Source organism: Neptuniibacter sp. UBA6509, assembly GCA_002435145.1.
Lineage (GTDB): Bacteria > Pseudomonadota > Gammaproteobacteria > Pseudomonadales > Balneatricaceae > Neptuniibacter.
The window spans coordinates 1-12,288 of sequence record DJLT01000048.1; the positions used below are offsets into that span (position 1 = coordinate 1).

General features: G+C 42.3%; 8 protein-coding genes. 2 read left to right on the forward strand and 6 right to left on the reverse strand.

The annotated features are described in order from the left end of the window. Window positions 1–101 precede the first annotated feature (101 nt). The 5 genes from B4K11_RS06500 to B4K11_RS06520 are packed head-to-tail and all read right to left on the reverse strand — an operon-like array spanning window position 102 to window position 8,586. Window positions 102–3,284 carry a type I restriction endonuclease subunit R gene (locus tag B4K11_RS06500; RefSeq protein ID WP_272965838.1) on the reverse strand — a complete coding sequence of 1,061 codons (3,183 nt, stop codon included), beginning with the start codon at window positions 3,282–3,284 and terminating at the stop codon, window positions 102–104. Continuing rightward, window positions 3,281–4,522 carry an FRG domain-containing protein gene (locus B4K11_RS06505; RefSeq protein WP_272965837.1) on the reverse strand — a complete coding sequence of 414 codons (1,242 nt, stop codon included), beginning with the start codon at window positions 4,520–4,522 and terminating at the stop codon, window positions 3,281–3,283. Before B4K11_RS06505 ends, B4K11_RS06500 begins: the two co-directional genes overlap by 4 nt. After that, window positions 4,519–5,901: a restriction endonuclease subunit S gene (locus B4K11_RS06510; RefSeq protein ID WP_272965836.1), complete on the reverse strand. Its 1,383-nt coding sequence runs from the start codon at window positions 5,899–5,901 to the stop codon at window positions 4,519–4,521. Before B4K11_RS06510 ends, B4K11_RS06505 begins: the two co-directional genes overlap by 4 nt. Further along, complete coding sequence (locus tag B4K11_RS06515; RefSeq protein ID WP_272965835.1) at window positions 5,891–7,630, reverse strand: type I restriction-modification system subunit M; 1,740 nt, start codon at window positions 7,628–7,630, stop codon at window positions 5,891–5,893. Before B4K11_RS06515 ends, B4K11_RS06510 begins: the two co-directional genes overlap by 11 nt. Before the next feature lie 14 nt (window positions 7,631–7,644). After that, entirely contained in the window at window positions 7,645–8,586 is a 942-nt protein-coding gene (locus B4K11_RS06520; RefSeq protein WP_272965834.1) for a restriction endonuclease, read from the reverse strand. A gap of 364 nt (window positions 8,587–8,950) precedes the next feature. On the opposite strand from B4K11_RS06520, the gene B4K11_RS06525 reads away from it, so the two are divergent. Beyond that, window positions 8,951–9,796: a hypothetical protein gene (locus B4K11_RS06525; RefSeq protein ID WP_272968976.1), complete on the forward strand. Its 846-nt coding sequence runs from the start codon at window positions 8,951–8,953 to the stop codon at window positions 9,794–9,796. Window positions 9,797–9,798: 2 nt separating this feature from the next. After that, complete coding sequence (locus tag B4K11_RS06530; RefSeq protein WP_272965832.1) at window positions 9,799–10,272, forward strand: hypothetical protein; 474 nt, start codon at window positions 9,799–9,801, stop codon at window positions 10,270–10,272. A 14-nt stretch (window positions 10,273–10,286) separates the two neighbouring features. Here B4K11_RS06530 and B4K11_RS06535 read toward each other — a convergent pair whose 3' ends face one another. Next, window positions 10,287–11,987 (reverse strand): DUF262 domain-containing protein, encoded by a 1,701-nt coding sequence (locus B4K11_RS06535; RefSeq protein WP_272965831.1) that lies wholly within the window; start codon window positions 11,985–11,987, stop codon window positions 10,287–10,289. Window positions 11,988–12,288: the final 301 nt, after the last annotated feature.

Sequence of the window (12,288 nt, forward strand, 5' to 3'; positions counted from 1 at the left end):
GGCTGCGGGGCAGGTGGTGTGAGAAATGATCTGAAGTAATTAAAACGAAGACAGAAGAAATTAGAGCGAAGACTGTTGACTCTTAGTCTTCGCTTAACCAATTATCTAGTCCAGGAGTTTGATAAGCTTTCAGCTTGCTTTAGCACAAGCTCTACTGCTTCAGCGGCTTTGTCAGGTGGATATTTGTAACGTTGTAAAGTGCGGCGCACGAGAATTTTTAATTTAGCGCGAACACTGTCACGAACTTGCCAGTCAACCGTGGTCGATTTTCTGAGTTTGTCAGTAATTTCGACGGCAATTTTTTTAAGGATCTCATCGCCAAGTTCACGTACTGCGCTTTCATTGTTGGCTAGGGCATCATAAAAGGCGATTTCATCTGGATTTAACCCCAGTTCAGCCTCGCGCATCATTTCTTCCTGAAACTCTTTGGCCATTTGAATAAGTTCTTCAATGACCTGAGCTGTTTCAATGGCGCGGTTATTGTACTTTCTAAGTGTTTCTTGCAAGCGGTCTGCGTACTTCTTCTCCTGAACCACGTTATTACGTGTTTTCGCTTTAATGTCATCCTTAAGTAATTTTTCAAGTAGCTCAACAGCAAGGTTGCGCTCTGGCATTTGTCGTACGTCTTCTAAGAACTCGTCTGATAGCAAGCCAATATTGGGTTTATCCAAGCCACAAAGTGCGAACACGTCAGCAACGCCTTCGGCGATCACAGCGTTATCTAGAATCTGTTTCAGTGCCGAGTTCTTTTCTTCCTGAGTACGCTTTTTATCAACGCTGGTAAACTTGCTAATAGCGGCCTTAATGGCTGAGTAAAACGCAATTTCTTTTCGTAACTCTTTAGCCTCATCCAAAGTACTGCATAGTGAGTAAGATTTCGTCGCTGCCAACACTAAGTCTAAGAAACGCTTTTTCCCATCATCTAAGCCGAGTACGTAGTTAGCGGCAGGCACCAGGAGTTTGTGCGCTTGTGTTTCATAGCCTGAAATGTCCAAACCATCAAACTTTGGTGTTTTACCGAACATGCCACGGAGAGCATCTATTTTTTCTAAAAGGATAGAAAACGCTTCTTCTGCATTGAGCGTTGGCTCGCCTTTACCTTTAGAGTCGGTATAGGTTTTTAATGCTTGCTTAAGCTCATTGGCTATTCCGATATAATCAACGACTAAACCGCCTGGTTTATTTTTAAATACGCGGTTAACCCGAGCAATGGCCTGCATCAAGTTATGGCCTTTCATTGGCTTATCAACATACATGGTATGACAACAAGGCGCATCAAAGCCTGTTAGCCACATATCCCTTACAATGACTAACTTCAGTGGGTCGTTGAGATCCTTAAAGCGCTTCTCTAAGCGTTTTTTCGTTTGTTTATTATAGATATGGGGTTGCAGAAGTGGCTTGTCCGAAGCCGACCCTGTCATAACAATCTTAATAGCCCCTTTTTCTGGGTCATCCGAATGCCATTCTGGGCGCAGTGCAACAATTTCATTATAGAGATGCGCACAAATATCGCGACTCATGGCAACGATCATGGCTTTGCCATCCATGGTGGCATTGCGCGTTTCAAAGTGCTCGATCAAATCAGCAGCAACTTGGCTTAATCTGGGTGTAGCACCAACCAGCTTTTCAAGTCGGCTCCATTCCCCTTTGGTTTTCTCACGGTTGCTGACGTCCTCTTCGTCCTCTACCACTTCATCAACTTGATCGGACAACTCAGCGATTTCAGCATGGTTCAAATCAAGCTTTGCCAAGCGTGACTCATAATAAATAGGAACGGTTGCGCCATCATCTACTGCATCTTGAATGTCGTAGATGGACACATAGCCACCAAATACAGCGCGAGTGTCTTTGTCTTCTTGTGAAATGGGTGTACCAGTAAAACCAATAAAAGAAGCAGACGGCAACGCATCGCGCATATGCTTGGCGTAACCAAACTTATACTGGCCGTCGGCACTCAGTGTTGCTTTGAGGCCATATTGGCTGCGGTGAGCTTCATCTGAGATAACAACTATATTGTGACGGTCATTGAGTATTGGATGATGTTTCTCGTCTTCAAGCAAAGCGAACTTTTGAACTGTGGTAAAAATGATGCCGCCAGACTCTCTTTCAGCTAATAACTGTCTTAATGCATCTCTGTCAGATGCTTGAACTGGCGTTTGCTTCAAGAGCTCAACTGCGTTGCAGAACGTGGCATAGAGCTGACCATCTAGATCATTGCGGTCAGTAACGACAATTAGCGTTGGGTTATTCATGGCCTTTTGCTGAAGCAACATACCGGCATAGCAACACATTGAAATACTTTTGCCACTGCCTTGAGTATGCCAAACCACGCCCGCCTTTTTACTGCCAGGTACTACTTCATCAGCATAGGTTGCCCTTTTTTCGCTTACACCATCTACTTGCTGCGCCGCAATTACCGTGGCCTTTACCGCTTCACGCACGGCATGAAACTGGTGATAACCGGCGATTTTTTTGATTATTTGTTCACCATCTGTTTCAAACAATACAAAAAAACGGATGTAATCGAGCAGTAATTCGCGGTCAAAAAAGCCCCGCACCATGGTTTCTAATTGCCACTCCAGTAGCGGTTTGTCGTTTTCATTCTTAATAGTGCGCCAAGGCATAAAACGCTCTTGGTTGGCAGTTAGAGAGCCTGCCCGAGCGGTGTAACCATCACTGACGACTAACGCCTCGTTGAAGATGAAAAGGTCAGTAATTTCATCTTTATAAGTTTGCAGTTGATTAAAGGCATCCCAAATATCGGCGTTTTCATCGCTTGGGCTTTTGAGCTCAAGCACAGCAATCGGCAACCCGTTGATAAAACAAATAACGTCAGGCCGACGTGGCTGTTTAGTACCAGTAATCGTGAACTGATTGACGACTGAAAAGGTGTTGTTGTTTAGGTTATCGAAATCAATGATAAATGCATGGTCTGCAATTGGCTCTCCACCCGTTGAAGACTCTCCATCGTCTTTTTTGTATTCAACAGGCACACCTTCCAATAACAATCGGTGAAATGATCGGTTGTTGGTGATTAAATCCAAACTTTCAGGCTTTGAGACAATCGCTTTAAACTGCTCGAAGCAATGTTCAATCTGTGCAGCAGGTAGGTGTTTATTAATCGTTTCAAAAGCCGCTCGCAACTGCCCATTCAATAGCACTTGCGCGTAGTCATTACGAAGTGGGTTGTCGCTATCTGGGGCAATGTCGGGGCCGTGTAAAACATCCCAACCACCTTCACTAAACCAGTCTAAACAGAGGCTTTCGAGTTGTTCTTCGTTCATTGGTCACTCCCTCTACCAATAATTTCCAAAATATTATCGACGATGGTATCTCTCGCATTCACAGGGTAGCCATACTTACGCAATAACACGCGGGTGGTATTTTTCATTTCGGCTTGCACGGTGTCGCGGGCTTGCCAATCTACAACCATTGATTTTGAAAGATACTTATTCAACTCATCGGCAATTAACTGAATTCGGCTTGGTTCGACTTCTTGGCTTTCTTGCGTGGACTTCAGTAATTCGAGGATGGAATCGACATTGTGACTGAGAGGTAAGTCAGATTGTGCAGGTAGAGCGTGTTCTTCAGCTACAGTTTCACCGATAGGCTCAACTTGCCGTTGCTGTATGGCTCTATCACGCTCAATCTCTGCCATAAAGATATTGCAATAATCAGCCGCGCCAATTAAATCGGGGAATAAACTGGCATGATGAACGTTCATACGTCTAAGGTGTTTTAAACACTCTTGCTGCTCTTCGTTTTTGATGTACACCTTGCAGATATATTTAGCTAGAATGCCCGGTTGCTCTCCTTCAGCCGCTGTTTTTAGTTCATCATCAGGAAAGTCTTCATCGGTTAACACTTCGGTTAACTTGTTTTCAATCGTGGCGTCATAAGGGGAAAAGGTAAAAAGCCCAGCTTGGCTAACCAAGCGGCCGTGATCGTCTTTTTTCGGCTCAAATACGCGAATATCGGGGCAAAGGTCATCATCTGATATAAAACTTTTATTCAGGATATAAACGGCACGATAAGGGTTATCTTTTTCATCTGTTTGATCCTCTTTGGCGAAAGCAAAAAACAGAGCTACATAAGGCGAGTAGGTCCAATCGAGCAATGGAGTCATTAAACCGTGATGCTGACCGATTGACCATAGTTCATCATGCTCACGTTCGTCTTCATCGTCGAGTAGTGAATGGTCAGAAATTCTGCCGCGTATAGCTTTTCGAAACATCTCCAGCTGCCGTTTGGCAATGTCTTCGGTAACAATGCCATTTTGGGTAACCCGTGCTAGTGTGGGCGTCATCTCCCAATCAAAGCGACGGTGACCGCGAAAAATAAACTGCTCGTCAACACGATTAAAAAACGAGCTTTCCAGTAGTGAAGAAAAGTCCCGCCAATGTTCGATTCTGGTTACAGGAATCCGACCACTTGGTTGCTCAGGTAGAATATCAAAACTTTGTTCTGGATTTTCACTGTTCCAAACTGGAATTTTACTGGCATTAAAATTTGGGGCTGTCATTCAACAACCTCATTAGTTAAGTCGATTTCGCCGGAAAGCAATTTAGGAAGTAAGGTGTCACGGATAATTGCTAAATCATTATTCTGTGTATTATTAACAAACTGCTCATCAATTAGCGGTTCGACAAACTCACAGAAAGCAATTTGTATACTTGGTTTAGGGACCAATATATCAATTGTATCAAGGTCCTTTCGCTTAATGCTTGACTGTACTGTTGTAACTAGTCTTGCCGTCATATCGTGCTGAAAACGGTGAGATTTAATTGTATAAAACATGTATTCAGGCTCTATAGCTTTAGCAAAGCGAAGGCCTAACACATTTTGAGCAATACCAAAATTAGTGCTTTTAATAAATGAAGTTCGCCCTATCGTTCCAACGGTTGAGATGAGAATATCCTTAGGCTCAACATGTACTCTGAACCACGTTTTATAGGTTTCTTCTGTAACTCTCTTTTCCGTATTCAAGTTTGGAAAGGCAGAGTTTTCTGGTAAATGTTTTACCTCAACAAGTGGTATACCATTTTCAACAATTGGCGGTGTTTTACCTCTATTATCAACATACTTATCAATAACTTTTTTGAAAGGTTTTACTTCCCACCCCTCTGGTATCTCACCAAACTCAGAGTCTTGCATTGCAGCAGGAAACAGGGCGGCGGTTTGGGCAAGTTTGTTAAACGCCTCGGGATTGCTGGCTTTTAATCCGTTCAGTTCATCAAGGGGTTTGGCAGAAATAATACTCATTGCAGCGAGTTCAGCATCGTCAGCGCTACCACCAGTTGCTAAGGTTTCAATCTTGGCTTTGATCGGATCAAAATCCACAAACCAGCTTTTAAATATGGCTTTCGCGAGATGCTCTAAAGTCTGGTTGATTTTGGTATTTGCTTTCAACTTTAAGTCGTACGTTCTTAAAGCGCTACTAATCGTCCGTTGAACATTAGGTTCTGGTACGAATACTGTGTATTGCATTATCGCTGCTTTATCGCCTCTGGGCATCTTCGCACCCTTTGAGGTTAAAACAGTGTATTCAGAGAATTTCTTGTCACTGAGTAGATAGAATAAATAAGCTGGATCTAATACCTTAGGCTCCTTTGTTCTAAATACCAATACATCAGGTGAAGCTCCACCTTCAAACTCAGCGAACCAAACCTTTCTAAAATAAGTACGAATATTTGAAAACAGAGTGTCTGTAGGTTTGAAGTGATGAAACTTAGTAGCTGAAGGCAATTTTGTTGCTGTCTCAACTCCTCCACGATCAGTAATCATATTGTCTGTCGAAATGTACGTATCCAGAGAAATTTTAGTGGAGTCTATTTTTTCATTTACAAATTCAACCAAGTCTGAAAGAGGGTACTCTTTGTTAAATACGAAATCAGAACTCATAACCAATCCCCGCTAGGTTATCCTTAATCGCCTTTTCTAATCGGTCTGACTCTTCAAACTGAGATTTTAATTGCGCGGTTAATCGCTGCATTTTTTCTGGGAATGGTTCGCTATCTTCCTCCGCATCCGCTGCGCCAACATAGCGCCCAGGCGTTAATACATATTCATGTTTTTGCATGTCTTCAAGCTTGGCGCTGAAGCAAAAGCCTTTTTCGTCTTCATAGCCAGTACTCGATTGCCAAGCGTGAAAAACATCAGCGATTTTTGCAATATCATCGTTGGTAAAGTCGCGCAGCACACGGTCTTTCATAAAACCGAGGTTGCGGGCATCAATAAACAGAGTTTCACCACGACGATCACGTTTCCCTTGTTGACCTGGGAAAGTCCCGCCTTTCTTATTTTTGGTTAAAAACCAAATACAGGCGGGGATTTGCGTATTGGTGAATAGCTGCCCTGGCAGAGCCACCATACATTCGACTAAATCGGCCTCGATAAGCGCTTTGCGGATTTCACCTTCGTTGTTGGTATTCGAACTCATCGAGCCATTAGCCAGTAATAAGCCCATTGAGCCGTTATCGTTAAGGTGGTGCAGCATGTGCTGTATCCAACCATAGTTGGCATTACCTTGCGGCGGTGTGCCATATTGCCAGCGAGTATCGCCCTCCAGTTTGGCGTGCCACCAGTCTTTAATATTAAACGGCGGGTTTGCCATCACAAAGTCTGCACGCAGGTCGGGGTGTTGGTCATCTAAGAAGGTATCAGCATTCTTTTTGCCAAAGTTAAAGTCTATTCCGCGAATCGCCATATTCATGGCTGCAAGCTTCCAGGTCGTCGGGTTGCTTTCTTGACCATAAACGGAAATATGTTTGCGCTGTTCGGCGGCGTTGTAATGTTTCTCCGCAGCATGGGCTTCAATAAACTTGTCGTTACTGACAAAGAAGCCACCAGCCCCCATTGCGGGATCATAAACTCGGCCTTGATATGGCTGGAGCATTTCAACTATCAGCGTAACGATGCTTTTTGGCGTATAGTACTGTCCGCCTTGTTTACCTTCTGCTAAAGCAAATTGCCCTAGGAAGTACTCATAGACATGGCCTAAGATATCTTTGCTGTGCAGATCAAGCTTTTCGCCGTTGTGCACAGGGTTATGAAATTGGGTCTTAGAAAACTCATTAATTAATGCTGTTAAATTTTCATTTGATACTTCATAGCGTCCAACTCTCGGCAAAACACCTTTTAGCTTGGGGTTTGCCAACTTGTCGTCAACTTTATAGTTTTCGATGGCTTCTAAAGCATTGTCGATTAACTTGGATATCGAGGTAAGCTTAAATGTTTCACCATTCTCTAATTCAATGTCATCACCGATAGATCTTGCTGCGGTGTTTTTAAGAAACTCCCAGCGTGACTGTTTTGGCACCCAAAATACATTTTTCTCTTGGTAGTATTCGTGCAGCTCTAACTCTGCGTTTACTGCTTCGTTGTATTCTTCGTCTGAGTCATAATCTTCACGCGGCATAAAATAGATGTTGTCGTCGCTATCGTCCTGAGTAAACAACTGACGTAACTCTTGTTGGCGCTCTTCAAAGGCGTCTGACACATACTTTAAAAAGATGATCCCTAGCACTACATGCTTATAGTTAGCGGCATCGAGGGCGTTTCTTAGTTTTTCTGCTGAGTTCCAAAGTTTGATGTCTAATTCTTTTAAAAATTGTTGCTCTGCATTATTCATGTGTGGTCTCGTTATTAATTCTCAAAAAATTCTTCGTCTATTTTCTTCAGGTGCAAGACCTGCTCATCACGGCTGCCGATATTGTATCGCAACATGAGCTTGGCGAGCTCTTTACCGTTAATCAGTACAATCCGATTGCCTAAGTTTTGCGCGGTTTCGATAGCTGATTGGGTGAAAGCGGATGTGGTGATGAAAATGCCTTTTTGCGCCCGTTTGAGATTGAGTGCACCAAAGAAGTCACGGATATCACCGGCACTGACATTATTGCCCTCTGCGTAGCGCTTGGCCTGAATGTAGATTTGGTCAACGCCAAGCGGGTCTTGGTCAATCACACCGTCTACGCCGTTATCGCCGGTTTTCCCGAGTGCATGGGTTGCGCCTTCCCCTGTACCGCCATAACCCATGGCGAGTAATAAATCGATAAGCAGTCTTTCGAAAAACTCGGGGGTAACTTTGCGGGTTCTCTGAAGAATGTCTTCCGTCAGTGCTTCATTTATCTTTTTATACGCGGCGCGTAACGCTTCATCGGGAGTAATGTCATCGTCGTCATCGGCAATTTCCTGCGTAGGAAGCACTTCTCCTGATTCATTCGCATCGTCATTGCTCTTTGTTTTAAAGGCAATGAATTCGTCAAACTGCTTCAGGTAAGCGTTGTTAATTGGGGTGTTACTTTTAACGGCCTGTATGCCGCGCTCTGTGATAACAAAGTGCGCTCGGCGAGTGGCTTCGAGCAGCCCAGCCTTGGTCAAATAGGTACGTGCCCAACCTATGCGATTATCAATTACGAGTTGTCTACCACTGGGGAGGGTTTCGCTACGTTCTTCTTCGCTGAGCTGAAAGTGGTCGGCCAGGGCTTTAATCACATCCCGAAGCTTTACTTCATTTTCGCCTTGTTGCTTTGCTTGATAGGCAATTTCCAAAAAAGGCCGCATAAACTGCTGGTAGTTGGGTATCACTGACACATCCTTTCATCAAGAATACGGTGCTACGATAGTGTATTCGAATCATTCTAATTGTTTGATAGGGAAGTCATCCAATCCCCATAATCTATATTACACAGTTTTGTTATTTACACGACATGTTATAGAACGATATATCTTGTAATTTGTCGTGTATCACTTGGCCAAATACTTTACTCCAACCAGCATTCTATCTAGTGTAAAAGCGCATATCTATTGAAATTAAGACAAGAATTGTTTTATAGTTGTCTGGTTGTTTTTTGTTCAGTAGGCGTGGTTGGTAAGGCATGTTAATCGTGGTTGGGTAACTGGACAACGCAATATAAATATTAAGAATTATAAAAATTACGGAAATAAAATAGTGATTAAGGATATTCGTCACCACAAATTTCGTGGCGACTTAGGTAAAAGTATGTTCGGAGTGGCAGGTTTAATAGCGCCTGTTTTGGGAATCTTAATCGATTGGCAAGGCAAAATTAATGAAGCGACGCGCCCTAATTTAGCCTCAATACTTGGGTTTATTAAAGAAAACGCACTATATTTCTACTTTATTCTCATTTTGTGTTTAGTTGTTGGGTACATACTTTCTAGGGACGGGAAGCGCATTCAATGGACTACGCTGCAAACAATTTTAGACGATTTGCAATCGATATCGTATACATCTCAGGAAACTGAGAACGACAAGCACAGGGTTACGCTCTTTCAGTACAAGAAATGGTGCTGGCAACGCCATAAACTAAATGTGTTTGCGTGGTATAAGTCGCACAAATCTAGAAAGGTGAACCCCGGGTGTGGCTGGCTAGTACCTGTATTACGTTCAAATGATCAAGGAAAGAACACAAAGGTACTTTTCGCCGTAACAGATAGTAGTGATTTCAGTGAAGGGATTGTTGGTAGATGTTGGGCAACGAAAAATACTATTGCGTTGTCTGAGTTGCCAAAAGTGATTGTAACCTCAGCAAGTCAACAGCGGCAGCGTTATGCAAAGCGTTGCTTTTTGCCACAGGAATATGTAGACAGCGCTTTGGAAAAGCGAAAGTTACTAGCAAGAAGTTTGTTTGCAATACCTGTAATGGCAAACAACGGTGAGCAGTGGGGAGTTATCATTTGGGATAGCGTTAGCCCTACAGGTATTAATAGCTTAGAAGCTGAAAAAGCTTATTCTGCTGTCATGAATACTATAAGTCATCTTACAGAGGATCTTTAGTAATGGATAAATGGACAAGTTTAAATACTTCTCAGTTGGCACATGAAGTGGCGAGAGATAGTGTCTTTAACGCGCCGTATGAAGGTGAGATTGTTTTTTCACTTCCTCCTCACGATGTTCCTAATGCTATGCGAGTGTATATTGATGAAGTAAATGCTCATGTTTTAGTTGTTGAGTTCAAATATGGTGCGGTAAATGAAAGGTGGGCTAAAAAGTCTCCTCGTAAGGGAATAGACTTCTTTGTAGGTATAAAAACAGGAAGGATCCATAGAGTTGAACTTAACGGAGAGTTACTACCTACGGGGAATAGCTTTAAACTTGATGATAGTCATCTAGATCCTCTTGGATTTCGCAGAGCTATCGAAAGCTTATTAGGCGCAGAGCCTAAATTAAGTCAGTACGAAGAAAAGTACAAAGCCAACACCTCTGCAATTAAGCAGTTTAATGAAATTGCATACGAGGAGCTGACTCATTAATGCGTACAGAATTTTTATTGGCTGTCTAGTTGCCACGTGCTTGCCAGTTTACTGAGCAGAAATTTTTGGCGTTCTCTAATATCGTCGGGAGTCCACTTTTCCTGCGCTAATATCTGATTAGTAAGAATAAAGGCAGTATGACCATTGGCGGGATTGAAATACTCACTTTTCTTTTTAGCAAAATCATAGTTACTGGCTGCACTGTTTTTGTTTCGAGATAATAAGGCCAAGTTTCCGAGGCAATGTACTAACTCCTCGTGTGTCTCTTTATCTGGACACCACTCTTGCCACTGGCTAATTGGGTTAATGGTTTGTGGCATTACATGTTCCACAGTAACCTTAGAATGCTTATAGGTTGCCATTGAGTCACCTAGTTCAGAGTCCAACCGTAATAATACCATCACACGAATTCTTGAGAGTTTGTATATTGGGCCGTTCAGTTGTTTTAGGGCGTCCTGTTTTTCTTCTTCACTCAGGTATAAAGGCGCACCAGACTTATTTTCTTCAAATACAGTCCCTGCGTCTATAGCATTTAGTATCGATGTGTAACGGATTATACGATGGTTGATGCTGATACGATTTATCATTTGAACAGATGCTAATTTTTCTAATCTGTCGAGAAAATATGCCACTTTAGCAGGGTGGTTTCTAAATTTATTTATAAAATAAAGGGCTGGTGGAACCCAGTCATTATTGTCAATTCGAGTCAGCCAAAATAGGCTTCTGTTAATATCATAAGCATGTTCTTGACTACAGAAACTTTGATCTAATATCTCGCTATAAATACGGGTGTAGGGGGTTAGCTTGTTGTCAATAAAATCAATTGGGTATAACTCTGGCTTAATATGATTCTTAAAATCCGAAACCATGTTTGAACGGGACTTTGCACGCATCTCTATCATACGGATATGCGCAAAAAGTGCCCCAAATCTTTCACGACCTATTTCTTCTTCTAAGTCTTCCCATTTATTAGTATAAAACTCCTGTTTGCTATTAGTTTCTGAAATTGCACCTGTAACAAGTGATTTTAAGATATCTGTCGCGCTTAAGTCCATGCCGCGGTCGTTCATTACCGAAAAGATCCGGTAAGCCGAATCAATATCTGGTGTAGTGACCAAAACCACAAAGCAACCATTCATTATGAATTGAGTAAGTCGAATTAATTGAGCTTCGTCTAGCTTTACTAATTGAGCATGCATTGCCTTTGCGTTATTCAGAATATTTGATTGACTATCGTTAAGTTTGTCGTTGTTTTCAAATAGTGTCTCTAACCCGCCAAATTCTTGGATATGTCTTAAGAAGAACTGTTGGTCTTTGGGTCTTGTTTGTAATCTAGGCTTATCTTCAGTCAGCAATATTTCATCGCCTTTTTGAAGAATTGCTCCTTCTAGTACTGCTCTTTTAGTTTCAGGTAGGAGACTACGAAGAACCGATAACAGAATAGTTAATGTCGTCAGCCTTTGTTGTCCATCAACTACTTGGGCCAAAGTGCCGGTATCTTTGATTAGGACAATGCTACCGAGAAAGTAAGGGTTAGCATCTTGTATGTTTGGCGGTTGCTCGCTTAAAAAACCTATGAGATCAGAAACTAAAGTTTCTGCTTGTTCTACCTCCCATGAATAAGGGCGTTGGTAGCCAGGAATTTCAAATGAATAGTCGTCGCAAAAAACTTCTTTCAGTGGAAATTCATGAGCTTCGAGTGTTTTCTTTTGCATAATTCGTCTTTGTAAATCGTTTTCCAATTGCTCATTTATAAAGTCAAAAAGAAAACAAAGCAGAATGCTCAAACTTACTAATTAAGCTCTGCGTAGCAGTGTAAACTAAGGTTTGCTGAAGCAGCGCACCTTGGTGAGATGCTTTATATGTTATAGATTTACAAGTATATTCCAATACCACAGGCTATTTCTTCTCAAATATTGAATCCATTGAGTTTCACGATCGCAATCTATTTCTAGGTTGTATTCGCGCTACATAGCCTAATTTGGAGGTAATTCTCACACCCGTACACAATGAACC

What these genes read in the sequence shown, in the direction of transcription:
- B4K11_RS06515 (WP_272965835.1), bottom strand. Translation starts at nt 7,630, where the DNA reads ATGAATAATGCAGAGCAACAATTTTTAAAAGAATTAGACATCAAACTT.
- B4K11_RS06535 (WP_272965831.1), bottom strand. Translation starts at nt 11,987, where the DNA reads ATGCAAAAGAAAACACTCGAAGCTCATGAATTTCCACTGAAAGAAGTT.
- B4K11_RS06530 (WP_272965832.1), top strand. Translation starts at nt 9,799, where the DNA reads ATGGATAAATGGACAAGTTTAAATACTTCTCAGTTGGCACATGAAGTG.
- B4K11_RS06500 (WP_272965838.1), bottom strand. Translation starts at nt 3,284, where the DNA reads ATGAACGAAGAACAACTCGAAAGCCTCTGTTTAGACTGGTTTAGTGAA.
- B4K11_RS06505 (WP_272965837.1), bottom strand. Translation starts at nt 4,522, where the DNA reads ATGACAGCCCCAAATTTTAATGCCAGTAAAATTCCAGTTTGGAACAGT.
- B4K11_RS06510 (WP_272965836.1), bottom strand. Translation starts at nt 5,901, where the DNA reads ATGAGTTCTGATTTCGTATTTAACAAAGAGTACCCTCTTTCAGACTTG.